20 protein-coding genes and 3 tRNA genes are annotated in these 24,609 nt (G+C 69.8%); 7 read left to right on the top strand and 16 right to left on the bottom strand.

Annotated features, from left to right (window positions below):
* Positions 1-70 precede the first annotated feature (70 nt).
* A complete protein-coding gene (locus tag JOE48_RS09695; protein WP_210029439.1) occupies positions 71-2,467 on the bottom strand; it encodes a PAS domain-containing protein in 2,397 nt (798 codons plus the stop codon).
* A gap of 317 nt (positions 2,468-2,784) precedes the next feature.
* On the opposite strand from JOE48_RS09695, the gene JOE48_RS09690 reads away from it, so the two are divergent.
* Positions 2,785-3,273, top strand: coding sequence for a phasin (locus tag JOE48_RS09690; protein WP_210029438.1), 489 nt, complete (start codon positions 2,785-2,787; stop codon positions 3,271-3,273).
* Positions 3,274-3,403: 130 nt separating this feature from the next.
* Positions 3,404-3,775 (top strand): hypothetical protein, encoded by a 372-nt coding sequence (locus JOE48_RS09685; RefSeq protein WP_210029436.1) that lies wholly within the window; start codon positions 3,404-3,406, stop codon positions 3,773-3,775.
* Between the two features lie 95 nt (positions 3,776-3,870).
* Here JOE48_RS09685 and JOE48_RS09680 read toward each other — a convergent pair whose 3' ends face one another.
* From JOE48_RS09680 to JOE48_RS09660, 5 genes are all read right to left on the bottom strand, one after another.
* Positions 3,871-4,518, bottom strand: a complete 648-nt coding sequence (locus JOE48_RS09680; RefSeq protein ID WP_210029434.1) for a L,D-transpeptidase — start codon at positions 4,516-4,518, stop codon at positions 3,871-3,873.
* 130 nt (positions 4,519-4,648) lie between these two features.
* Positions 4,649-5,464, bottom strand: coding sequence for a transglutaminase family protein (locus JOE48_RS09675; RefSeq protein ID WP_210029432.1), 816 nt, complete (start codon positions 5,462-5,464; stop codon positions 4,649-4,651).
* 67 nt (positions 5,465-5,531) lie between these two features.
* Positions 5,532-6,461, bottom strand: coding sequence for a transglutaminase domain-containing protein (locus tag JOE48_RS09670; RefSeq protein ID WP_210029430.1), 930 nt, complete (start codon positions 6,459-6,461; stop codon positions 5,532-5,534).
* A 223-nt stretch (positions 6,462-6,684) separates the two neighbouring features.
* Positions 6,685-7,284: a response regulator gene (locus JOE48_RS09665; protein ID WP_245252779.1), complete on the bottom strand. Its 600-nt coding sequence runs from the start codon at positions 7,282-7,284 to the stop codon at positions 6,685-6,687.
* 120 nt (positions 7,285-7,404) lie between these two features.
* Positions 7,405-8,571, bottom strand: a complete 1,167-nt coding sequence (locus JOE48_RS09660; RefSeq protein ID WP_210029428.1) for a transglycosylase SLT domain-containing protein — start codon at positions 8,569-8,571, stop codon at positions 7,405-7,407.
* Between the two features lie 230 nt (positions 8,572-8,801).
* On the opposite strand from JOE48_RS09660, the gene alaS reads away from it, so the two are divergent.
* A complete protein-coding gene (alaS, locus tag JOE48_RS09655) occupies positions 8,802-11,480 on the top strand; it encodes an alanine--tRNA ligase (protein ID WP_210029426.1) in 2,679 nt (892 codons plus the stop codon).
* Between the two features lie 60 nt (positions 11,481-11,540).
* On the opposite strand, the gene JOE48_RS09650 is transcribed toward alaS, so the two are convergent.
* The 7 genes from JOE48_RS09650 to mdeB all read right to left on the bottom strand — a co-directional run bounded on the left by JOE48_RS09650 (position 11,541) and on the right by mdeB (position 20,487).
* Entirely contained in the window at positions 11,541-11,810 is a 270-nt protein-coding gene (locus JOE48_RS09650) for a hypothetical protein (protein ID WP_210029425.1), read from the bottom strand.
* A gap of 118 nt (positions 11,811-11,928) precedes the next feature.
* The gene (locus tag JOE48_RS09645) at positions 11,929-12,339 is read right to left on the bottom strand and encodes a DUF2147 domain-containing protein (protein WP_210029424.1); all 411 of its coding nucleotides are present in this window, start codon (positions 12,337-12,339) and stop codon (positions 11,929-11,931) included.
* A gap of 32 nt (positions 12,340-12,371) precedes the next feature.
* Positions 12,372-13,121, bottom strand: coding sequence for a hypothetical protein (locus JOE48_RS09640; RefSeq protein WP_210029423.1), 750 nt, complete (start codon positions 13,119-13,121; stop codon positions 12,372-12,374).
* Positions 13,122-13,309: 188 nt separating this feature from the next.
* Positions 13,310-14,245, bottom strand: a complete 936-nt coding sequence (locus JOE48_RS09635) for an AraC family transcriptional regulator (RefSeq protein WP_210029422.1) — start codon at positions 14,243-14,245, stop codon at positions 13,310-13,312.
* Positions 14,246-14,465: 220 nt separating this feature from the next.
* On the bottom strand, positions 14,466-16,163 hold the full coding sequence (gene lpdA / locus JOE48_RS09630; protein WP_210029420.1) for a dihydrolipoyl dehydrogenase: 1,698 nt from the start codon (positions 16,161-16,163) through the stop codon (positions 14,466-14,468).
* Between the two features lie 8 nt (positions 16,164-16,171).
* A complete protein-coding gene (locus JOE48_RS09625; protein WP_210029419.1) occupies positions 16,172-17,476 on the bottom strand; it encodes a 2-oxo acid dehydrogenase subunit E2 in 1,305 nt (434 codons plus the stop codon).
* A 326-nt stretch (positions 17,477-17,802) separates the two neighbouring features.
* Complete coding sequence (gene mdeB / locus JOE48_RS09620; protein WP_210029417.1) at positions 17,803-20,487, bottom strand: alpha-ketoglutarate dehydrogenase; 2,685 nt, start codon at positions 20,485-20,487, stop codon at positions 17,803-17,805.
* A 206-nt stretch (positions 20,488-20,693) separates the two neighbouring features.
* On the opposite strand from mdeB, the gene JOE48_RS09615 reads away from it, so the two are divergent.
* The gene (locus tag JOE48_RS09615) at positions 20,694-21,182 is read left to right on the top strand and encodes an Lrp/AsnC family transcriptional regulator (protein ID WP_210029416.1); all 489 of its coding nucleotides are present in this window, start codon (positions 20,694-20,696) and stop codon (positions 21,180-21,182) included.
* A gap of 240 nt (positions 21,183-21,422) precedes the next feature.
* Here the strand turns inward: JOE48_RS09615 and JOE48_RS09610 are convergent.
* The 3 genes from JOE48_RS09610 to JOE48_RS09600 all read right to left on the bottom strand — a co-directional run bounded on the left by JOE48_RS09610 (position 21,423) and on the right by JOE48_RS09600 (position 22,166).
* Positions 21,423-21,498 (bottom strand) — tRNA-Ala (locus JOE48_RS09610).
* 55 nt (positions 21,499-21,553) lie between these two features.
* Positions 21,554-21,629 (bottom strand) — tRNA-Ala (locus tag JOE48_RS09605).
* Between the two features lie 150 nt (positions 21,630-21,779).
* Complete coding sequence (locus tag JOE48_RS09600; RefSeq protein ID WP_210029415.1) at positions 21,780-22,166, bottom strand: TIGR02300 family protein; 387 nt, start codon at positions 22,164-22,166, stop codon at positions 21,780-21,782.
* A gap of 246 nt (positions 22,167-22,412) precedes the next feature.
* On the opposite strand from JOE48_RS09600, the gene aroA reads away from it, so the two are divergent.
* The 3 genes from aroA to JOE48_RS09585 all read left to right on the top strand — a co-directional run bounded on the left by aroA (position 22,413) and on the right by JOE48_RS09585 (position 24,577).
* Positions 22,413-23,762, top strand: coding sequence for a 3-phosphoshikimate 1-carboxyvinyltransferase (gene aroA, locus JOE48_RS09595; protein ID WP_210029414.1), 1,350 nt, complete (start codon positions 22,413-22,415; stop codon positions 23,760-23,762).
* A gap of 5 nt (positions 23,763-23,767) precedes the next feature.
* On the top strand, positions 23,768-24,406 hold the full coding sequence (cmk, locus tag JOE48_RS09590) for a (d)CMP kinase (RefSeq protein WP_210029413.1): 639 nt from the start codon (positions 23,768-23,770) through the stop codon (positions 24,404-24,406).
* Positions 24,407-24,501: 95 nt separating this feature from the next.
* Positions 24,502-24,577 (top strand) — tRNA-Lys (locus tag JOE48_RS09585).
* The last annotated feature ends 32 nt before the right edge of the window (positions 24,578-24,609 follow it).

Raw genomic sequence — 24,609 nt, 5'->3', positions numbered from 1 at the left:
CGCCGTCGGCGGCCGAGTCTTTCCCTCGGTGGCCACGAATACGGCTCGATCACCATCCGAGCGGTCGGGATCAGCCATTCGCCGCGCGGCGGATCGGCATGATGATCTCCACCAGCGTGCCGTCCTCGGGCCGCGCCGACAACTGAAGGCGGCCGCCATTGGCCTCCACGAGGGCGCGGGGCAGGGCGAGACCTTCCTCGACATCCCCCTCGGGATCCGCGGCCCGTGCCGCCGCGGCGCCCGTGTCGCGCACCCGAAGGGCCACGGCCGTCCGCTCCGCCGCGCCGGTGGAGACGATGATCTGGCCGCCCGCCGTCGAGCGCCGGATGGCGTGCTCGATCACCAGGGAGGCCGCACGGCTGACGGAGCGCTCATCGGCCTCCAGATCCTCGAGATCGGAGGAGAAGCTCGTCCGCACGACGATGCGGCCGCGAGCGGCCTCGCCCTGGAGCCGCGCCACGCACCCGGCCGCGACGTCGTTGAGGTCGAGCGGGCGCGGCTCGAGTTGCAGGGATCCGGCCTCCACGGCGGCGAGGTCGAGAAGCTTGCCGACCCGCTGGAGCATGGCCTCCCCGGACGCCTTGATCTCCGCGAGGCAGCCGCGATAGCGGGCGTCCCCGAGCGGACCGAACGGCTCCTTCAGCATCGCGTCAGCCAGGTCGAGCATGCCGGTCAGGGGTTCGCGGAACGCTTGATCGAGGCGGGCCAGAGCCGCGCGCCGGCTTCCGCCTATCGCGGTGACCCGATCCTCCGCGATTGGCGGCGGGGCGGGCGGAGCTTGAGGTGCCGGGTCCAAGACGGCGACCCGGCGGTCGTCGTCCCGCGTCCGTCTGATGTCGAGGATCACAGGGGCGCCGGCGAGGGAGACGGGATGCGACCCCGCGGATTTGCTGCGCAGAAGATCGGCGACGGTCAGTACGCTGTCCCGGTCGAACAGGGCCACGAAGCTGCCACCGACCACCTCACGGGGATCGCAGCCGAGCAGGGCGGCGGCTGCGCGGTTGACCGTGACGACGCGGCCCGCCCCGTCGACGGTGACGAGTCCCGACGGGAGTGCGTCGAGCGCCGCCTCGGCGCTCGCCGTGCGCTCCGCCTGCGCAGCGTGCGCCAGGCGCTCGGCCGTGAGCGCGCCCGCCACATCGGCTTCCTCGAGCGGCCGCACGATCAGGCAAGTGGCCGGTGCGCCGGCCCACGTGCAGGCACCGCTCAGCGCCTCGACCGGCTGGGTGCTTCCCCCGGCCGTCGTCACCACCGCTGCCCGGCGTGCGGCCGGCTTGTCCGCCGGCGCGTAGCCCGGCAGCAATGCGTCGAGCCCGGTCGCCGCGAGGGCTGCCAGATCGGCGTATCCCGTCAGCTCGAGGAACCTGCCGTTCGCCGCCAGGATCGCGTCGGCGCGATGGATGAGCGCCGGAAGCGGTAGGCCGGCGAGGATCTCGGTGCCGGGTACCGGCGCGGCCGCGGCGTCGCGCGTCTCCGGGAGGCCGGTCTGCGATCCGGGAAACGGCATGATCGCGCCGCTTTCCGGCTTCCGTTCCCGCGTATCGGGGCCCGCCTCATCACCGGCGTACCGCGCGCCCAGCGCCCGGGCGATCTCCCGAAACGCGGCATGCTCGTCCGTCGACAGCGAAGCCGGCACGGGGGCCGGATCGGCGACGTCAACGCTCTGCGGTTCGTAGGGCGGAGGTGCTGCCGGAGCCGGGGTGATCGGTGCGACCTCGACCGGCCTTGCCGTCTTCGCAGCCGTATCCTGCGGGACGGGACCCGAAGTGTGCCGGGGAAGGGACCGAATCAGGCCGAACCCGCCGAAGCCCGAGAACGCCGCATCGCCGCGTCCGAGCGGTGCGCCCGACAGCTCGACCCGGACCGGTCCGCCGGTGGTCTCAAGGACGGCCGGCTCGCCGCGGAAGGTGCGCCGTTCGCGCAGTGCCGCGAGCATGCCCTCCGCACCGGTGATGCGCCCGGCCGCAGCCAGATCCTGCCATTGCTGGCCGACGAGGCCCGCGAGGAGGTCCGGACCGTTGAGGGCGGTCAGCGTGCCCGATTCGTCCATCCGCCACAGGAAACGGTCATCCCGCCGGAGCGTGGGCTCGGGCGCTGCCGCTTCAGGCGGCCGTTGCGGGGACGATTCCGCCTCCGGCTGAGTCGCGCGCAGCCGAGGCATCGCCACTGGAGCCGTCGGCGCAACCAAAATCACGGAGCCGCCGGAACCGTGATCGTGGCGGGCGAGCCAGCAGAGCACGGGGGGCGCGATCCGACGCGGATCGAGGCGCAGGCGGACGAGCCGCGGCGCCGCATCCTTGGGCGCCGACGCGGCGATCTGCCGAATCAATCCCGCCAGGCCCGGGCCGCCGAGGGCGTCGGCCAGGAGGCGGGCGTTTGCAGAGGCGTACACGATCCGCCCGGCCCCGGCATCGATCACCAGATGAACAGGATCACGCGCGGTGATGGAGGTCGCAAGGTTCGGCATTCCCGCCCAGGCCGCGAAGGCGTCGGCGAGCTGAGGCTCGGCTGATCCGGCAGTCGGTATCAGTGTCGTCTCCAAAGCCAACAACCTCGAACTCGCACCCAGCCCCGTTTCCCGGCTTCGTTTGCCTGAGAAACACCCGCGACCGTAGCCCTATTGTAAACTCCTTCGCGCCGCGACGCTGGATTCTTGACGCGACCGTCACACGTTTACGTCATGTCAACCTTAACGCCGGAGGCGCAGGTGGCATATGGTGGCGAATCGGTTATTTTGCACCGCACAAAGCGCCATACACAGGCGAAAATGAGAGGAGACGAAAGATGAGCAACCCCCCGAACTACGAAGTTCCGGCCGAAATGCGCGATTTCGCCGAGAAGAGCGTCGAGCAGGCCCGCAAGGCCTTCGACAGCTTCATTGGCGCTGCCCGCCGCACGGCCGACACGGTGCAGGGTTCCGCCGAGCTGGCGCGGAGCAACGCCCTCGACGCCTCGTCGCGCGGCTTCGAATACGCGGAGCAGAACGTCAACGCTGCGTTCGACCTCGCGCAAAAGATGGTCCGGGCGAAGGATATGCAGGAGGCGATGCAGCATCAGGCCGAGTTCGTCCGCAGCCAGTTCGCCGCCATCCAGGCGCAGGCCAAGGAGTTCAGCGGCCTCGCCCAGAGCGCAATGCAGCAGGGGGCTGAGCGCGCCAAGTCGGCCATGCAGCAGGGTGCCGACGAGGCGCGCAAGGCCATGGAGCATGGCCAGGACGCCGCCAAGCAGACCGCCCAGAGCGCCCAGGACGCCGCCGACCGCGCGACGCACTGAGCATCCGGTCACTGAACTAGGCCGCGGCCCGCTCCCGACTCCGGGCGCGGGCCGTCTCGTTTTCGCCCGTATTGCCGCCGAGAGCCGCCGAGCGGACGCGATGGCTCCGCGTCGCGCGAAGGGTTCAGGCATGCGCCTCACTGTCTCCGGCCGATCCGGCCTGCGTGGTCCTCTCCGTTTGACGATCGCCGCGCTGGCGCTCGCGGCCGCCCTGCCCGGGACGGGCGCGCACGCGCAGTATCTCGAGGGTCCTGGCTACGGCAGGCCGCCCGCGGGTTACGAGGATCCGGGCGATGAGCGCGGCTATCGCCGGCCGCCCCGCCGGGCGGAGCGCGCGCCGGTCGGCTTCAACTGCGATGCCGTGCAGCAGGGTCTCACCGGGCCGAAGCCGTACTCATGTCCTCTGCCCGGGCCGCGTCCGCTCGGCGTGCGCTGCTTTTGCGACCTGCCGATCGCCTCGTTCAGCCCGGCCCAGACCGCCGTGGGCCGGGTCGTACCGTGATCTGATCGCGGACGCAGGCGGCCGCGCCATCCAATCCGGATGACGCGGCCATTGTGCTTCCTGCCGGGCCGGGCGGGCGCCCGGCCGGGATCCGATCAGTTCAGCACGACGACCTTGGCGCCGACCTTCACGCGCTCGTAGAGATCGGTCACGTCGTCGTTGGTCATCCGGATGCAGCCCGACGACACGGCCTGGCCGATCGTGTCCGGCTCGTTGGAGCCGTGGATGCGGTATTCGGTGTGGCCGATATACATGGCGCGGGCGCCGAGCGGGTTCTCGATACCGCCGGCCATGTAGCGCGGCAGGTCGGGACGACGGGCGATCATGGCCTTGGGCGGCGTCCACGACGGCCACTCGCGCTTGGCGGTGATCGTGTTGGTGCCGCTCCAGCTGAAGCCGGGGCGACCGACGCCGACGCCGTAGCGCAGCGCCTGACCATTGCCGAGCACGTAATACAGGCGGCGCTCTGCGGTGGAGACGACGATCGTGCCCGGCGCGTAGGGGGCATTGAATGCCACGACCTCACGGGGGATCGGCTGGACCTGCGCCTGCGGGGCGGCCTGCACGCCCTGGCCGTAGCCCGGCGCGTAAGTGCCCTGGTAACCGTACTGTCCCTGATCCGAGTAGTACTCGTCGGCATTGCCCGAGCCGAAGGGATCGTACGAGGAAGCGGCGAGCGCCGGCGTTGCGGCAAGAACAGCCACGCCGAGGAGCGCGCCGAGTGCGGTGACCGAGGTCTTCATGGGTGGCCTGCCTGTGCGATAACCTTTGCCATTACAAGCGTGAGCATAGGCCGGCAGTTCCACGCACACGCCGACATTTTGATGGAGGGCGGAATACGCATGCCGCCTCACCCGTGCGACGGGCGGCCGCTCAGACCTCGTCGGTGTGGACGTCGAACCGCGCGAGATGCGCGAAGCCGAAATTCGTGGCGATCGCGCAATCGGTCGCGTCCCGTCCGCGGGCCATGACGATGCGGCCGATCCGCGGCCGGTTGTGACGGGCATCGAACGTGTACCAGCGCGGACCCTCCGGTCCGTCCAGATAGACTTCGAACCACGCCGAGAAGTCCATCGGCGCGGGATCCTTCGGCACCCCGATATCGCCGAGATAGCCGGTGGCGTAGCGGGCCGGGATGTTCATGCAGCGGCAGAACGCGATCGCGAGATGCGCGAAGTCCCGGCACACGCCCTCGCGTTGCATGAAGCCATCATGCGCCGTCCGCGTCGCGTCGGCGCGCTGATAGTCGAAGCGGATGCGTTCGTGCGTGTAATCGACGATCGCCTGCACCCGCGCCCAGCCTTCCGGCGTGGTGCCGAACAGCGACCATGCCGTCTGCGAGAGCTTGTCGGTGTCGCAGTAGCGCGAGCCCAGCAGGTAGACCATCACGCCATCGGGCAGGTCCTGGACCGGGATCTGCCGCGCCTCGGGTACGGTGGGGTCGGGCTCCCCGGTATCCTGGACCGTGAAGTCCGCCGAGATCAGCAGCTGTCCCGGCGGCGCGACGATGCGGTGGCAGATATTGTCGAACTGGTCCCGGTACTCATGCGCCGGGCTCGGCGGATCGAAGGTGATTTCCTGCGGGCTCAGGAGATCGGCCAACCGGCTGGGATGAACGCTCAGCATCAGGATCATCGGGGTGGGCTGGGACAGCGTGAAGCCGATGTCGAAACCGGTCCTGATCTTCATCGCGGCCCTCTCGCTGTATCGCCATTCGCGCGGGATCGCCACGCACGTTTGTATTGGGTTAGGGGGTTCAACGCGCCAGAGGCGGCGACGAACCTTGAAATGTGTGTGTCGTCGGCGCGGCGCCCGGCAACGCGACCACATCGACTTCGACCTGCATGCCGAGATCGTCGCTCGCCAATCCGAAGAAGGAGCCGTGCAGGGGCACCGCCTGCGCGGGGTCTCGGGCGACCGCCACGCGGATCAGGTCGCGGTTGCCGACGATGCCGTTGGTCGGATCGAACTCGACCCAGCCGGCGCCCGGCAGGTAGACCTGAAGCCACGCATGGGTCGAGCCGCCGCCCACGTGGCGGGCTCGGTCGTTGCTGGGATTGTAGAGGTACCCGGAGACGAACCGCGCCGCCATGCCGAGCGCCCGCACGCCCTCCATCATCAGGACGGCGAAATCCCGGCATGAGCCGCGCTTGCTCCGCAAGGTCGTGAGCGGATTCTGTACGCCCTTTTCGGAGCGGGCGACGTAGGTGAAATTGGCGCGCACGCTGCGCGTCATGGCAGCCAGCAGCTCCTGCGTGGGGATCCGCCCGTTCGCCGGCAGGAAGCCGCGCGCCCAGGAATCGATGTCGTGACCCGGGTCCGGCCATTGACGCTCGATGGAGCGGGAGAGGTCAGGCATGTCCTCGGCGCCGTAGCCGAACGGGTAATGGGTCGCATGCGGGGCGAGGGGAAAGATCGGCGCGTGCTCGGGCGTGTGTTCGAGGGTGATGCCGCAGGTGAAGGTGAGCGTTTCCGCGCGGATGTCGAAGCCCGCCACCGCCACGCAATTCCCGAAGACATCGAACATCCAGCGCAGCGCGGTCGGCTCGGGATCGATCTCCAGCGTCGCCTCGATCAGCCGCTGGTCGTAGCTGTCGCGGGGCCGAAACATGATCCGGTGCTCGCCGAACGCGACCGGACGCCGGTACCGGTAGACCGTACGGTGGCGGACGGAGAGGATCGGCAACTTTACAGGCTCCGGGCTCGCACCGACGGCACGCCCCCGCCATGCAAGGGCCAGGCCCAGCGCCTCTGCTCCGCCGTCGCCTTGGCCGCGCCGAAAACGCTGAAGACCGGCAGGCAGTGCACGGATCGCCGTCTCGGTGTGTTTCCTGAGGCCGCGCTTGGCTTCCGGTTCCGGACCGACAGCACTGCGTCGCCGGTTGAGCCCCAGCGTTGCGCCGACCGGGTCAGAGGACCGGCGGCGCGGGTTGCGCAGCCGCGCGCTCGGCCTCGACCAGTACGTCAAGCGGGCGCCAGGGCTTGGCGATGAAGACGGCTTCTGATGGCAGTTCGGGGCGTTGCAGGCCGTGTCCGGACGTGATCACCAGCCGCGCCCGCGGCCACAGGGTCGCGACCGCGCGGGCGAGTTGAAGCCCGTCCATCTCACCGGCCAGCCTGACATCGGCGAAAACCAGGGCGACGTCGCCGCCCCGGGCCTGCAAGACCGAGAGGGCCGCCTCGGCGCTATCGCAGCCCACCACCTCGAGCTCGGTCTCTTCGAGCAGGGTTTCTGCCAGAGCGCGAACTTCGGGATCATCCTCCACGACCAGGGCAACGCGCGGCAGCTCGTTCGCGGTGACCGTCGCGGGGCCTGCGTCCGCTTGCGCGGTCGCGGAATCTTCCGACTGGCGGACGCGGCGCACCAAAGCGGCGAGGTGCTCCGGTACACCCTCGGAGACCAATTCATCGTAGAAAGAGGCGAGTGTCTGCCCGATCTGATCGAGCGGAATACCCGGAGATAGCGTGTCGGTGAGCGGCAGGGGCGCGCTAGACTTTTGCTTTTTCAAGGACTCCCCCCGAAGTCATCCTTCGCGGTCGCCGGACATTCGGCGCTCAGGGAGGAAAGTCGGCAATCGGCCGCTGGTTGCGCGCCGGCGCCCGAAACGAGCCTTGGCCTCTCGAAGGCGTTACTGCGTGGCGGTCCCGGTCGCGGCATCGGCGTAAGCCATGATGCCCGAGACGGCACGGACGTTCTGATAGCGCGATCCGCGCGTGCTCATCATCGCTTCGAACTTCTCGTGGACCTGCGCCACCGACAGGCTCAAGGGCTTGCGGTGACGGCCGCGCCCGACGAAGCGGCCGGCGGCGAAGAAGATCGAGCGGTTGGCGCGGGCCGGCCCCGGGAGCAGCGCAGCAGCGGCGGCGGCCGGCTTGTTCACGACGTTGGCGAGGAACTCGCCGGCATCGTCCGGGCCGAGGAAGTGGGCAAGGTAGACCTCACCGAGGGTAAGCTCGCGCCCGATGCGCAGGGCGATGCGGGCCGCGTCGCGCTTGAGCATCTCGCCGGCCATCAGGGCCGAGAGATAGGGATCGCGGCGCATTTCCAGCACCCGCGCACGCTCGGCCGGATCGGTAATCACCGGCCGATCGTTGGCGTCCGATGCGATCAGCCCCGCCTCCTTCTCCAGCCCGTACTTGGCGCCGAAATCGCGCACGACGCCGAGCCAGGTCCGCTCGATGAACTGGTAGAGGCCGGTGGCCGAGGAGGTCTTGGCCTGGACCGCGGTGACGAAGCTCGACTCCTTGTCGGCCACCGCCATGAGCAGGACTGGATCGGTCTGAACGGCCTGAGCGGCGCGCACGATCGTCTGCACGAGGTGGCGCCGGATCTTCATCGGCCCGAATTCGAGGATGTCGTTCGGGTCGCCGCCCGAACTCTCCGAGAGCAGGAAATCGTAGGAGACCCGGTCCACCGTGTTGGAGCCGATGTCGGTGTCGAGATCGTGCACGGGCGCGAAGCTGGCGGCGGCGCGCAGCGGGGTCTGCTCGAGCGTATCGTTCAGGGCAACGGTGTGGATGCGCGGCCGCGGCATCGACAACTCGGTCGCCGCCTGGGCGGCGGAGACCGCCGGTGACAGGCCGACCTTCCCGAGATCGACACCCGATCCGATCAGAGCCGCGCTGAGACCGCCGGCGATCAGCGACACGGTCAGCAGCGAGCGGAACAGCGCGGGGCGGCTGCCATGGGCGCGGCCCAGCATCGGCTGGGCGGCGATCACGTCGGCATGGCCGGCGCCGAAATGGCCCTGCTTGCCGGTGGTGGTCCTTGGCGATCCGACCGTGCGGCCCTGCATCGTTATCCCGATTCTCCACACGCCGCGACGGCGCTACGGACTCACCATCGCTTGACAGATGTGGCGACAACACGGCCGCGCTTGTGGCTGAGTTGAGGCGTCCCGGGGCGAATTCGCGGCAGGCCGCCCGTGACTCGCGCGGGTTCCCTCCTTAAGAGGGCGCCATGCGGGCGCCGCGCGGAGGACGCGCGGCCGCCCTTTCCCTGTCTGTCCTGCCAGAGTCAGCCCCGATGAGCGGCGTCAACGAGATCCGGTCGACCTTCCTCGACTACTTCGCCAAGGCCGGGCACGAGGTCGTGTCCTCGTCCAGCCTCGTGCCGAAGAACGATCCGACGCTGATGTTCACGAACGCCGGCATGGTGCAGTTCAAGAACGTCTTCACCGGGATGGAGAAGCGCGCCTACGACCGGGCGACGACTGCGCAGAAATGCGTTCGGGCCGGCGGCAAGCACAACGATCTCGACAATGTCGGGTACACGGCGCGCCACCATACGTTCTTCGAGATGCTCGGTAACTTCTCGTTCGGCGATTACTTCAAGGATCGTGCGATCGAGCTGGCCTGGACGCTGATCACCAAGGAATTCGGGCTCAAGCCGGATCGGCTGCTGGTCACCGTCTATGCCGACGACGATGAGGCCGCCGGCCTGTGGAAGAAGATTGCCGGCTTCTCCGACGACAAGATCATCCGGATCGGCACCTCCGACAATTTCTGGCAGATGGGCGATACCGGCCCCTGCGGCCCCTGCTCGGAGATCTTCATCGACCAGGGCCCGGCCCTCCAGGGCGGCCCGCCCGGCTCTCCGGACGAGGACGGCGACCGCTTCCTCGAGTTCTGGAACCTCGTGTTCATGCAATACGAGCAGGTTGAGCCGGGTGTCCGTAACCCGCTGCCGCGACCATCGATCGACACCGGCATGGGCCTGGAGCGCATGGCGGCGATCCTCCAGGGCGTGCATTCGAACTACGACACCGACCTGTTCCGGGCGCTGATCGATGCCGTCGCGCACGCGGTCGCGCGGGCGCCCGAGCCGGCCACGATGGCGTCCTACAGGGTGATCGCCGACCACCTGCGCGCGGCCTCCTTCCTCGTGGCCGACGGCGTGCTGCCGGGCAACGAGGGCCGTGGTTACGTGCTGCGCCGGATCATGCGCCGGGCCATGCGCCACGCCGAGATCCTCGGCGCCCGCGAGCCCACGATGTTCCGGCTTGTGCCGACCCTGGTGCGCGAGATGGGTCAAGCCTACCCCGAACTGATGCGGGCCGAGAGCCTGATCGCCGAGACACTGAAGCTGGAGGAGAGCCGCTTCCGCCGGACCCTGGAGCGCGGCCTGTCGATCCTCGATGCCGAGAGTCGTGACCTCAAGGACGGTGACAAGCTCTCCGGCGAGACCGCCTTCACCCTCTACGACACCTACGGCTTCCCCCTCGATCTGACGCAGGACGCCCTCAAGGCCCGCGGCATCGGCGTCGACACCGACGCCTTCGGGGCCGCGATGCAGCGCCAGAAGCAGGCGGCCCGCGAGGCCTGGAAGGGCTCGGGCGAGGCAGCCACCGAGACCGTGTGGTTCGGCCTGCGCGAGCGCGTCGGCGCCACCGAGTTCCTGGGCTACGAGACCGAGACGGCCGAGGGTATCGTGACGGCGCTGCTGCGCGACGGCGCTGAGGTCCAGAACCTGGAGTCCGGCCAGACCGGCCTCGTCCTCGTCAACCAGACGCCGTTCTACGGCGAGTCGGGCGGCCAGGTCGGCGATACCGGTCTGATCCTGGCCCCGGGCGTGCGGGCGCGGGTCACCGATACCCAGAAGAAGCTCGGCGATGTCTTTGTCCACCACGTGACCGTCGAGGAGGGGAGCCTCAGCCTCGACCAGCCGGTGGAGTTGAAGGTCGACCATGCCCGCCGCAAGGCGATCCGGGCCAATCACTCGGCCACCCACCTCCTGCACGAAGCCCTGCGGCAGGTGCTCGGCGACCACGTCGCCCAGAAGGGCTCGCTGGTCAGCCCTGACCGCCTCCGCTTCGACATCAGCCATCCGAAGCCGATCGAGGCCGAGGAACTCGCCCGGGTCGAGGATATCGCCAACGCGGTGCTGCTCCAGAACGCGCCGGTTGTGACCAAGCTGATGGCGGTGGACGATGCCATCGCGTCGGGTGCCCGAGCGTTGTTCGGCGAAAAGTACGGTGACGAAGTCCGGGTGGTCTCGATGGGACATGCGGTCGAGGGCGAGGCTGGTCCGGGGAAGCCGAAGACGTTCTCCGTCGAGCTCTGCGGCGGCACCCACGCCGTTCGCACTGGCGACATCGGGGCGATCACCGTCGTGGCGGAGAGCGCCGTGGGCGCCGGCGTCCGCCGGATCGAGGCTTTGACGGCCGATGCGGCGCGTCATCACCGCGCCGAGGAGGCCCGGACGCTGGCGGCGCTGGCCGGCATCCTCAAGGCCCCGGTCTCGGAGGCACCCGATCGTCTCACCGCGCTGATGGAGGATCGGCGGCGCCTGGAGCGTGAGTTGGCCGACACGCGGCGCAAGCTCGCCATGGGCGGTGAGGGCGGACCCGGCTCGGGCGCACAGCAGACCGAGATCGGCGGCGTGGCGTTCCGCCGGTCGGTGGTCGAGGGGCTCGACATGCGCGATCTCAAGCCGATCGTCGACGAGGAGAAAAAGCGCTTGGGCTCCGGCATCGTTGCGGTGGTCGGCGTCGCCGCCGACGGCAAGGCCGGGCTGGTGGTCGGCGTCACCGATGACCTGACGGCGCGCTACGACGCGGTCGGGCTGGTCCGGGCCGGCGCCGGCGCGCTCGGCGGCAAGGGCGGCGGCGGGCGGCGCGACATGGCGCAGGCCGGCGGGCCGAACGGCGCGGGCGCGGAGGCCGCGCTCGACGCCGTCGCGCAGGCGCTCACCGAGGCCGCCTGAGTCCCTCTGCGTCCGAGAAGGCCGCACCGTCGCCGGTGCGGCCTTCTCGGGGAAGTCAGCTTACTTGCTGCCGCCGCCTGCGCCGCCCTGGGGCGCGACTCGCGACGGCTGGTTCGCATTTCCGGCGGCCGACGAGTTATTGGAGATCGTATCGGCCGGCTGGCCGGTCGGCGAGTACGTCACCGCCGCATTGCCACCGGTGCTGTCGCCCTGCTGGCTGACCACGCCCGGCGTACCCGGCGCGGGCGCGACAGGTCTGTCGACCACCTGGGCGGCAGCGGGTGCGAGCGTGGCGAGGGTGACGAGGCTCGCAAGAAGTACCCGAGTCATGACAATCCTTGTTGGTTGCAGACCCAGGCAACTTCGCTGGTGCGCAATAGATCCCGCGATGTTGCGACGCGGCTCAAGAGAATGCGCGCGGCTTCGGGCATAGGAAGCGCGCCGCAGCCTATTTGACCCGTGTCCAGGTTTGCCGCTTGCAGAACACGCTCATGACGCAGCCGGCCACCTCGAGCGAATTGGGTCCGGTCAGCTTCAACGATCCGGAATAGGTCTTCCCATCGTTGGGGTTGTAGAGCGAGCCCGAGAAGCCGCCGCCATCGGGCTGGCGCGCATCCAAGATCTGTACCCCGACCACGCTGCGGCTCTGCAGTGCCGGATTCGGGTTCTTCACGTCGAGGCCCTTGCCGGGCGCGCTGACGATCGTCCCGCAGAAGCCGCCCCCGCAGGGCGCGATGCGGACGCGGGAACTTCCGGTTTCCGTGAGCCAGAGCCCGGACGGATCGGCTGCCCAGGCCGGACCGCCCAAAGTGCCCGTCGCCACCAGAGCCCAAACCGTACGAAGCAGCCTCGAACGCATTCTGGTCCTCCCATCCGTTGTTCGGACAGGTCTTACCGCGAAGCTCGGGGCAGCGCACCGCCCAGATAGGTCTCGACGACCTCGCAGAAGGGCTGACCGGCGCCTGTCGATAGTACGGCGTCGACCTCGAACAGCGGATCGTCGAGACCGGGATTTGCGTGCGGGACAGGCGCGCGAACCTCGACGGTGTGACGCACCGGCGCAAGGGAGCGCACGACCCGGCCGAACGGCGTGCGGGTGCCATCGAGCGTGGCGTTCATCTCCGGCGTGAGGCGGGCGGGGACGTACCAATTGTCCGCTTCCGACAGCACCCGGTCCCCACAGGCGAGGCGGACGCGGCGGTAGCGCACCGGTTCGTCCGGACCGATCGCCAGCCGCGCACGCTGAGCCGCCGTCAGCGGCTTGTCGACCCCGGGCACGCGCTCCGCGACTAAGTGAGGGTCCCCCGCCAGCTTGTAATCGGCGCACCAGCCCTCGAGTGCGAACGTCGCGCTATGCGCCGCCAGAATGCGGCTTCGCAGCGCGGCGATCAGGGCCTGAGGATCGTCGGCTGGCGCCAGGGCGACGGCAGGTCCCGTCTGCGCCGTGCCGTCGAGCGCCCAGCCCGGCGAACGGGTCAACAGGCCTGCACCCAAAGCCGCCAGAACGAGGCGGATCGCCCATCGTCCAGCCGCCGGCGCGAGCGGGCGCCGGCCGTATCGTGGCCGCGGCGGGGCCATGCGGGGCAAGACGAGCGAGATCGGAGCGGCATGGCGGGCAAACTTTCCGGTGAGCCACAGCATCTCGAGGCTTGTCCTCCCAGAGGAACGCCAGATCGTTTTCACAGGCCGCCGGTCGAGGCCCGGCATGACCGCCGGACCCGATCGGATGCTGGCCGACCGGGCGACGGGATATAGACGATCGGTAGATCCGTCGAGGCACGCCGCTCCCAGTGCCACCGGATGTGCCCGCGGCAGGGATCCCGATCGCTTCATCTTCCGCGCGCGAAGGCCCGGCAGTCGCGCGGACTCAGACCGTAGGCCTGCCGAAACGCACGACTGAGGAGACCGCTGCTCCCGAAGCCGTAGGCATCGCCGATCTCGCCGATCGATCGCCGCTCGAGCGGATCCTCGAGCGCCGCGCGGATGGCGGCCAGGCGCTGGCGCGCGAGATAGCGCGCCACCCCGCCTTCCGGCTCGAACAGGCGATAGAGATGCGAGCGCGACAGGCCCAGTTCCCGCGCCACGCTGTCGATCCGGAGCGGCGTGGTGAGGTTGGCGCGCATCAGCCGCTTCGCGGCCCTGAGCCGGGCCGCATCGAGGGGAGCGGCGGCGCGTGCGGTCCCTTCCAGGCTTGGACGGGCGCAGGCCGCGATCATGTGGAGCGTGGCCTGAGCGATATGGGCGGCGTCGGTCGTGGCGATCGCCTCGCTGTGCGCGGCCAAGCTACGGATATGGTCGGCGAGGAGACGTCCCGCACCGCCGTGCAGGATCAGCCCGTGCAACGCGTCCTCGTCCGGGAGAACAGCGGCGATGGACGAACGCGGCAAGGCCAGGATCAGCGAATCCGTCTCCGGTACCCGGCTGCGGCGATAGGGCTGCGACAGGTCGTTGAGGCTGATCGCGCCGGCCGGCACGGCGACCACCCCCCTGTCCGTTTCGACGTGAAACGGGTGCCGGCTCAGGTGCAGCACGAAGCTGTCCTGGCCATCGCGCCGGATCTGGGCTCTGGAGCGCGCCGGCGCCTGGGGTGCCGCGTTCATGACGCGCAAAGCCATCGATCCGACCAGGATGGTCTCGATCCTCCCCGCGAAGCCGCGTGGATCGGCGTCGAGGTCGTGAGCGGAGAACAGGGCGCGCCAAGCCTCGAAACGGTCTCGCTCGGGCAGCGCGTCGGTCGTGAAGAGGGACCGGGGTACGAAGCTCACGGCAGTGCTTCTGATAGAGGTGCTGGATAACCTTAGCGTTACTCGCGTGTCAGGTCCGTTCCATTCTCGGCACAGGTGCCGGCCTTTTTTCGCGGGTTCGGCATGTCCCGCGACGGGCGGCTGGACGGACCCGTCGCGGCCCCGCGCGTGATCGGCATCCGCCCGCCGCACCGGACATCGGCTCCACGGCGCAGACCGGCCTCGAGCATCTGACAAACGCTCAGCGCCGCACCACCGGTGGCAGGTCGGTGCAGAGGCCGAGCCCCGCTTCCGCCGCGAGGCCGATCGTTTCGCCGAGGGTCGGATGCGGATGGATGGTTCGACCGATGTCGGTGGCGTCCGCCCCCATCTCGATCGCCAGGGCGACCTCGCCGATCATGTCGCCCGCGCTCGGTCCCACGATGGCGCCGCCGACGACGCGCTTCGTTTCCCCGTCGAACAGGAGCTTCGTGAGGCCGTAATCGGCTCCGTTGGCGATTGCCCGGCCGGAGGCTGCCCAGGGGAAGCGCGCGACCTCCAGGGAGCGGCCGGCCGCCTTGGCCGCCGTTTCGGTGAGACCGACCCAGGCGATTTCCGGGTCCGTATAGGCCACAGATGGGATGACTGCGGCGTCAAATCCGGCCTTGTGGCCCGCGGCCGCCTCGGCGGCGACGTGGCCCTGATGAACCGCCTTGTGGGCGAGCATCGGCTGGCCGACGCAATCGCCAATGGCCAGGATGTGCGGCACGTTCGTGCGCATCTGGGCGTCGACCGGCACGAAGCCGCCGTCCAGGACAACGCCGGCCGCGTCGAGCCCCAGGGTCGCGCCGTTCGGGCGGCGTCCGGCCGCCTGGAGGACCAAGTCGTAGGTCTGCGCCTCCGCCTCGCCCGCGAGCGTCACGGCGATGCCATCCGTGGTGGCGGCCGCTGCGGTGACCTCGGCCCCCGTGCAGATCCGGTCGAACCGGTGGGCGTTGCGCTTCGTCCAGACCGCCACGAGGTCGCGGTCGACGCCCTCGAGCAGGTTCGGCAGGCGCTCGACCACGTCGACCCGGGCGCCCAGGGCGCTGTAGACGGTCGCCATCTCCAGGCCGATGATGCCGCCGCCGATCACCAGCAGCCGGCGGGGCACGACCGGCAATTCCAGCGCGCCGGTCGAATTGACCACCCGCGGGTCGTCCGGCAGCATCGGCAGTGCCACGGGCGAGGAGCCTGCCGCCACGATGGCGCTGGCGAAGGTGACGTCGCGCGTGCCGCCGTCGTGCAGGGCCACCGAGACCGCGTTCGGTCCGGTGAAGCGCCCGATGCCGCGCACCACCTCCACCTTCCGTTGCCGCGCCATCTGGGCAAGCCCGTCGGTGAGGCGGCGGACGGTGCCGCCCTTGAAGGTCCGGAGCTTCTCGAGGTCGACCGTTGGGGTGCCGAAGTGAATCCCGTGCGCGGCGAGCCGGACGGCCTCCTCGGAGACCGCGGCCACGTGCAGCAGCGCCTTGGAAGGGATGCAGCCGACATTCAGGCAGACGCCGCCGAGGGTCGCGTCACGCTCCACCAGGATCACCCGCTGCCCGAGATCGGCAGCCCGGAAGGCGGCCGAATAGCCGCCGGGACCGCCACCGATCACCAGGACATCACAGCCCGCATCGGCGCTCGGGTTTCGCGGCGGCAAGGCGGGATCTGGCGCGACAGCCGCGCGCGGCGCCGCGACCGCGAGGCGCGCGACCAGGGTGCCGGCCGAGACCGTGTCGCCGAGGCCGACCAGCATCTCGATGAGGTGGCCATCCGCCGGGGATGGGATGTCCAGCGTCGCCTTGTCGGATTCGACGACGAGGAGCGTCTGATCCTTGGCGATCGGCTGCCCCGCAGCGACCGGAAGCTCGATCACGGGGACGTCGGCGTAGTCCCCGAGGTCGGGGACGCGGATGTCGAGGATCTCGGGCATGGCGACGGTCACAGGAGGGCGCGGCGCAGGTCGGACAGGACCGACGCCACGTGGCCGAGGAAGCGGGCGGCGGCGACGCCGTCCACCACGCGATGGTCCCAGGACAGGCTCAAGGGGAGGATCAGACGCGGCTGGAAGGTTTTGCCGTCCCAGACCGCCTCGGTCCGCGAGCGCGCCGCGCCCAGAATCGCGACCTCGGGGGCGTTGATGATCGGCGTGAAGCCGTCCCCGCCGATGCCGCCGAGCGACGATACGGAAAAGCAGCCGCCCTGCATGTCGGAACCCGCGAGCGTTCCGGCCCGGGCCTTCTCGGCCATCGCGGCCATCTCGGTGGCGATCTCGATCAGGCCCTTGCGGTCACAATCGCGCACCACCGGCACCATCAGGCCCTTCGGCGTGTCCACCGCGAAGCCGATATGGACGTAGTCTTTGAGGATCAGGTCGCTGCCCTCGAGCGACGTGTTGAACCGCGGGTATGCGCGCAAGGCCGAGGCTGCCGCCTTGATCAGGAACGCCACCATCGTGACCCGAGCGGGGGGCGTCCGCGTCTCCTTGTTCAGGCCGACCCGGAACGATTCGATTTCCGTGACGTCGGCCCGGTCAAAGTTGGTGACGTGGGGAATCGTCAGCCAGTTGCGGCTGAGGTTGGCGCCCGACAGCGTCTGGATCCGCGACAGCGGCTCCCGCCGGACCGGGCCGTACTTGGAGAAATCCACTTCCGGCCAGGGCGGAAGCCCGGCGCCGATACCCGATGTGGGGCCGGGCTGCGGGGCGGGTGCGCCGAGGGCCGCCTTGACGAAGGCGTGCACGTCCTCGCGCAGGATCCGCCCCTTGGGTCCCGTGGCCGGCACGCCGTCGAGGCGCACGCCGAGTTCGCGGGCGAGCTGGCGGACCGACGGGCTGGCATGCACGTCGCCGCTGGTTGCGGCGATCGGATCGGCCTGTTTCGGCTCCTGTGAGGCGCGACCGGCTCCCTCTCCCGCGCGGGCGAGGGGACTCGCGTTCTCCCCGGACGCCAAAGGCGCTGCGGCCGCGGCAGGCGGTTCTGCTGCCGTTTCGGCCCCACTGGCCGCCGCAGGCTCCACCGTCAGGATCGGCGTGCCCTCGGAGACCTTCGAGCCCACCGACACCAGCAACTCGCGCACGATGCCGGCGACCGGGGAGGGCACCTCCATCGTGGCCTTGTCGGATTCGATGCTGAGGATCAGATCGTCTACGGCGAGGCGGTCGCCGGGCTTCACCAGAAGCTCGATGACCGGCACGTCCCGATAGTCGCCGATATCCGGGAGGGCGATCTGCAGCGCGGCGCTCATGCGGGCGGATTTCCGTGATTGGGCAAGCGGATGGCGGAGCGGGTTCGCGTAGCGGAGATTCGCGGCCGGGCTTCTTGGAGGCCTGCCTCGAAGCGTCTCCGCCCCGGCATCCCGTGCGTGACTGTCGGGCAAGTCATCCCGTCATGCCGGGGCTCGCCGCTGGCGAGAGCCCGGAGTCCGGAACCGCGCGGGATTCTCGACGATCCGGCACCGTGCCGTCCCCACCCGGCAAGCGCGGCGGCTCTGGATTGCGGGCCCCGCTGCGCGGCCCCGGAATGACGGTGCGCCGTATCTGAATGATGCCGGTGCCGGCCCATGACCGAGGACTAGACCGTCCACGGCGCGGGTGCGCCCGCTTCGATCCCGTAGCGGCGGATCGCGTCCGCGACCGTAGCGCGCGGTACCGTGCCGGCCTCGGCTAGGGCGTGCAGGGCCGCGATGACCACGTGCTGCCGGTCGACCTCGAAGAACCGGCGGAGCGCGCTGCGGGTGTCGCTACGGCCGAAGCCGTCCGTGCCCAGGGTGACGAAGCGCGCATCGACATACGAGGCGATCAGCTGCGGGTAGGCCCGGACGTAGTCGCTCGCCGCGACGATGGGCGCCGTGCCCGGCAGCAGCGCCGCCACGTGGCTGATTGGCGCCTCGGCGTCCGGGTTGAGCATCGCCTGCCGCTCGGCCTCGCGGGCGTCGCGGGCCAGCTCGCTGAAACTCGTCACGCTGAACACCTCGGCCGCGATGCCGAAATCCTGCGCGAGCAGCGCCGCCGCCGCGATCACCTCCGGCAGGATCGCCCCGGAGCCGAGGAGCCGCACGGCGGCGCCCGTTCCCTGCGCCGCCTCAGGCCCCGACAGCCGGTACATGCCCTTCAGGATCCCGGCCTCGGCCCCGTGCGGCATGGAGGGCTGGGCGTAGTTCTCGTTCATCGCCGTGACGTAGTAGAAGGCGTCCTCGCCCTCTTCCATCATCGCCCGGGCGCCCCGGTCGACGATCACCGCCATCTCGTACGCGAAGGCCGGGTCGTAGGCCCGGCAGTTCGGGATCGCAGCCGCCTGCATGTGGCTCGACCCATCCTGGTGCTGAAGGCCCTCGCCGCCGAGCGTCGTGCGGCCCGCCGTCGCGCCGATCAGGAAGCCGCGGGCCCGCTGGTCGGCCGCCGCCCAGATCAGGTCGCCGACCCGCTGGAAGCCGAACATCGAGTAGTAGATGTAGAACGGCAGCATCGACAGGCCGTGGACGCTGTAGGACGTGGCCGCCGCCGTCCAGGACGAGATCGCCCCGGCTTCGGTGATGCCTTCCTCCAGGAGCTGCCCGTCCCGGGCCTCCCTGTAGTAGAGCATCGAGCCGGCATCCTCCGGCTCGTAGAGCTGCCCCTGCGGAGCGTAGATCCCGACCTGCCGGAACAGGTTGGCCATGCCGAAGGTCCGCGCCTCGTCGGCGACGATCGGCACGATGCGCGGCCCGAGATCCTTGTGTTTCAGCAGGTTCCCGAACAGGCGCACCACCGCGGTGGTGGTCGACATCTCCTTGCCGCCGGCTTCGAGCGCGAAGCCCGCATAGGTCGAGAGCGCCGGGACCGGAACGGTCGGTGCCGTGCGGCGGCGGGCCGGCAGGACGCCGCCGAGAATCTGCCGCCGCTCGCGGAGGTAGCGCATCTCGGCGCCGTCCGCGGCCGGCTTGTAGAAGGCCAGGCCCTCCACCTGCGCGTCCGACAGCGGCAGGGCGAAGCGGTCGCGGAACGCCCGCAGTGCGTCGACGTCGAGCTTCTTGGCCTGGTGGGCGGTCATGCGCGACTCGCCCGCGCCGCCCATGCCGTAGCCCTTCTTGGTCTTGGCCAGGATCACGGTCGGCCGACCCTTGGTGGCTTTGGCGGCCGCGAAGGCCGCGTACAGCTTGCGGAAATCGTGGCCGCCGCGCTTCAGCCCGTCCACGTCGGCGTCCGACATGTGGGCGACGAGCTCGCGCACCTCCGGATCCTCGCCGAAGAAATGCGCGAGGTTGTAGGCGCCGTCCTTGGCGCCGAGCGTCTGGTACTTGCCGTCGACCGTGTCGGCGAAGCGCCGCAGGAGGGCGTGGTTGGTGTCACGGGCGAAGATCCCGTCCCACTCCGAGCCCCACAGCACCTTGATGACGTTCCAGCCGGCGCCGCGGAACAGGCTCTCCAACTCCTGGATGATCTGGCCGTTGCCGCGCACCGGGCCGTCGAGCCGCTGCAGATTGCAGTTGATGACGAAGGTCAGGTTATCGAGGTTCTCGCGCGCCGCCAGCGCGAGGCCGCCGATCGACTCGGGCTCGTCCATCTCGCCATCGCCGAACACCCCCCAGACGTGGCGGCCGGACGTGTCGGCGAGGCCCCGGTCGGCGAGGTAGCGCATGAACCGCGCCTGGTAGACCGCGTGGATCGGCCCGATGCCCATGGAACCGGTGGGGACCTGCCAGAAGTCCGGCATCAGCCAGGGATGCGGGTAGGAGCACAGGCCGTCGCCGGCGATCTCCTGGCGGTAGTGCTTCAGCTGCTCTTCGGACAGCCGGCCCTCGAGGAAGGCCCGCGCGTAGACGCCCGGCGCCGAGTGCGGTTGGAAATAGACGAGGTCGCCGTCCGCGCCGCCCTTAAAGAAGTGGTTGAACCCGACCTCGAAAAGTTCCGCCGCCGAGGCGTAGCTCGCCACGTGGCCGCCGAGTTCGCCATAGGCCATGTTGGCCCGGACCACCATGGCGAGCGCGTTCCAGCGCATGATCGACGTCAGCCGCTCCTCGATGTCGAGGTCGCCGGGGTAGCGCGGCTGCTTCTCCAGCGCGATCGTGTTCCGGTAGGGCGAGTAGGGCAGGGCCTCGTCGAGGATGCCGATCTCCTTCGAGCGCCGCTCCAGGCGGTCGAGGATGAAGCGGGCGCGGGCCGCGCCCTCGGTGCGGAAGACCGACTCCAGCGCGGCGAGCCAGTCGTGGGTCTCGGCCGGGTCGTGATCGACCTCGGCGGACCGCGCGATCGTGGTTTTCGGCGGTATGGCGTTCATCGGCGCGGCCTCCCTGACCGGCCCGATCATACGAGCTTCGCCGCGGGCGGGAATGCCGAATATTTGCTCCGTCGACGGTCTGTCAGGATTGTTCGTTCGAAAAATGGACGCCAAGTGGCAAATCATGCCACCAGTCGAGGGCTGGCACCGGCACGCGACCGTCAGACGGCAGCCATCCGCGGCTGCGGCAATCGGAGATCGGACTCATGCCCACGCGACCAGCCCCCCTCGACGCCGCGAGCCTGCGCATCCTCGAATGCCTCCAGCAGGACAGCGAGATCAGCATCGCGGACCTCGCCGAGCGCGTGGGTCTCTCGACCTCGCCGTGCTGGCGCCGCGTCAACGATCTGAAAGAGGCGGGGGTCATCCGCGGCTGCGTGGCAGTGGTCGACCCGCTGAGCTTGGGACTCTCCGTGAACGTGTTCGTTCACGTGTCGCTGGAGAAGCAAACCCAGTCGGCGCTCCAAGCCTTCGACGAGGCGGTGCGGAGCCGCCCAGAGGTCATGGAGTGCTACCTGATGAGCGGCGAGGCCGACTACATGCTGCGGGTGGTGGTGGAGGATTTGGGCCAGTATCAGAAGCTCGTCCTCGATCACCTCACGCGCATCCCTGGCGTGGCCAACATCCGCTCCAGCTTCGCCCTGGGACAGGTGAAGTACACGACGGCTCTGCCGCTGGCGCATCTGACCCGCTGAGCCGGATCTGTGCAGCGCGTTGTCCGGATGCGGGCCTGATCGCCCGAGACAGTTTCCAGGTGACGGCCCGGCGGGGTGGGCTCGCCGACATCACGCGCCAAGCGAAGCGACCTGGGGCTTCACTATATCAGGCGTCGTCGCGCCGACCGGATTGCTAGAGGTCCGCTCACAAGGACGGTGCTGTGACGACCCGTCTTGTCGCGCGGAAGGCCGAGCTGGCCGCGTCGCGCTGAGGAAGGATGGTGGAGCCTAACGGGATCGAACCGATGACCTCTTCCATGCCATGGAAGCGCTCTCCCAGCTGAGCTAAGGCCCCAATTTTTTAACGGCGATTCGCGGCCCGGACGGGAACGCGTCACGCGAGAGTGGGATGGTGGAGCCTAACGGGATCGAACCGATGACCTCTTCCATGCCATGGAAGCGCTCTCCCAGCTGAGCTAAGGCCCCACTTTAACATCCACCGCGGTTTGGGTACCGCGAGGTCTCGCCGTCCGACGTGCGTCCGGCGAGGCCGGTTCTATAGGCGGCTCGCACCGCGGACTCAACCCCTTTTTTCACGCTCGTCAGGGGTGTCTCGCAGAGGAGGCGGTGACCGCCTCAGCTCTCTTCGTCGTTCTCGATATCGCCGTCGATCAGGTCGGAGACGTCGTCGTCGCCGGCGTCCTCTTCCTCAAGGAAGGTGTCGTCCTCGGTCGAGTCCCCGTCTTCGGCCGTCTCGTCATCGGGCGTTGGGTCCGCTTCATCCTCGGCGGCCTCGACCTCATCGAGCGAGACCAGCTCCGGACCCTTCTCGTCCGTCTCGTCCTCGTCCTCGACGGTGTTCGAGGCGCGGGCCAGCGCCGGAGGCGCCGCTCGGCTCGAGGTGGCGACCGCCTGATAGACCGCGCCGCATTTCGGGCAGATGGCGGGATCGCGGGCGAGGTCGTAGAACTTCGCGCCGCAGCTCATGCACTGGCGCTTCAGGCCAAGATCCGGTCGGGCCACGGGGGGACACCTCGTCGTCTACTACTGTCTCGGGGGAGGGGCCCCGTTAGTCGCGGGCGCGATCCCTGTCAATCGAGCCCGATCGCGCGGTTTCCGACAGCGCCGACCTCAAGGGGCGCGCAGGATGACGCCGGGCGGTGCGCGTGTTAACCGCGCGGCGATTTCAGCGTCCGATTGCAGCACCGCGGCCATGCCGCGCGACGCGCCGGATCCTGGCCCACTTCGAGAGCCCGAACGGACCTCCCCGTGTCGCACGATTCGCCTCCCCAGCCCCTCACCGCCGCCGCGGGGACAGCCCTGACAGGTCGCCTGCGGCCGCCGGGCGACAAATCGATCTCCCACCGGGCGATGATCCTCGGTCTCCTGAGTGAGGGCGAGACCCGGGTCGAGGGGCTCCTGGAGGGCGACGACGTTCTGCGCACGGCCGCTGCCGCGAAGGCGCTCGGCGCCGGCGTCGAGCGCCTCGGTGAGGGGCGCTGGCGGGTGCGGGGCGTCGGCATCGGCGGCCTGAGCGATCCAACCGAGGTGCTGGATTTCGGCAATGCCGGCACCGGTTCGCGGCTGATGATGGGCGTGGTCGGCGGCCAGCCGGTCACCGCGACCTTCGACGGCGACGCCTCTCTGCGCTCGCGCCCGATGCGCCGCATCCTGGATCCGCTCGCCCGCATGGGCACGCAGATCCTGGACGAGGCGCCGGGCGGGCGCGTACCGCTGACCTTGCGCGGTCCCCGGGAGGCGATTCCCATCACCTACGAGACCCCGGCGGCCTCCGCGCAGATCAAGTCCGCTGTGCTGCTCGCCGGCCTCAACGCGCCCGGCCTCACCACGGTGATCGAGGCCGCCGCGACCCGCGACCACACCGAGCGGATGCTGCGCCTGTTCGGCGCCGAGGTCCGCGTCGTGCCGCACGGGCCGGGCGGCCACGGCCGCAAGGTCACGCTGACCGGCCAGCCGACCCTGCGCGGCACCGCAGTGGTGGTGCCGGCCGATCCGTCCTCGGCGGCGTTTCCGCTGGTCGCGGCGCTGATCGTCCCCGGCTCCGACGTGGTGATCGAGGGCGTGATGATGAATCCGCTGCGCACCGGCCTCATCACCACGCTGCTGGAGATGGGCGCCCGGATCGAGCGCGTGGCTGAGCGCGAGGAGGGCGGCGAGACCGTGGCCGATCTGCGCGTGCGCGCGAGCCGGCTCAAGGGCGTCGACGTTCCGGCCGAACGCGCGCCCGCGATGATCGACGAGTACCCGGTGCTGGCGGTGGCGGCCGCCTTCGCCCAAGGCCGTACCCGGATGAACGGCCTGCACGAGCTGCGGGTCAAGGAATCGGACCGCCTCGCCGCCGTGGCGGCCGGGCTGGCAGCCAACGGAATCCGCCACGCCGTCGAGGGCGACGATCTCGTGGTCGAGGGCGACGGCACCGCGGCCCCGGGGGGCGGCACGGTGGCGACCCATCTCGATCACCGCATCGCCATGGCCTTCCTGGTCTTGGGTCTTGCCACCCGGGACCCGGTGACGGTGGATGACGGCGCGATGATCGCCACGAGCTTTCCGAGCTTCCTGCCCACCATGCAGGCCCTCGGCGGCCGGATCGGAGCGTGAACCGGATGGCGCTCATCATCGCGATCGACGGTCCGGCCGCCTCCGGCAAGGGAACGCTGGCGAGACGGCTGGCCGACCATTACGGCCTGCCGCATCTCGACACCGGACTCCTCTACCGCGCTGTCGCGCTGGCGCTGATCGATGCCGGCTTGTCCCTCGACGACCATGCTGCTGCCGCCCGGGCTGCCCAGGCCCTCGACGCCGAGAGGCTCGACGACCAGCGCCTGCGCGACCGGGCGATGGGCGAGGCGGCGTCGCGCGTCTCGGCGGTGCCGGAGGTCCGCGCCGGCCTGCTCGCCTGGCAGCGCCGCTTCGCCGCCGATCCCCAAGGCGCCGTCCTCGACGGGCGCGACATTGGCACGGTGGTATGCCCAGACGCTGCCGTGAAGCTGTTCATCACCGCCTCCTCGGAGGAGCGGGCCCGCCGCCGGCACCGTGAACTCGCCGGCCGTGGGGAGAGCGCGACCTTCGCGGCGATCCTGGCCGACATCGAGGCCCGGGACGCCCGCGACGCGTCCCGGAATGCAGCACCACTGCGCATGGCCGATGACGCGGTCCGGCTCGACACTACGGAACTCGACCCGGACGCGGCATTCGACGAGGCTCGCGGGATCGTGGAGCGTGCGCGCGGCGACGCGTCCTGAGCGTTGTCCACGGCCCTCGTGTTGACCCCCCGGTCCCGCTCACCTATTGCGGACGCGCCGTCCCCGACGGGTCGCTTCAGGCGGGCCCGGGACGCGAGCGCGTAGCTCAGCTGGTAGAGCAACGGACTTTTAATCTGTAGGTCCTGGGTTCGAGTCCCAGCGCGCTCACCACCAACTTACTGAAAGTACGGTGGTTTTCGGAT

It is taken from the genome of Methylobacterium sp. PvR107 (assembly GCF_017833295.1).
Taxonomy (GTDB): domain Bacteria; phylum Pseudomonadota; class Alphaproteobacteria; order Rhizobiales; family Beijerinckiaceae; genus Methylobacterium.
The sequence above is the reverse complement of the archived record's forward strand: the minus strand, read 5'-3'. Positions and strand labels throughout refer to the sequence as shown.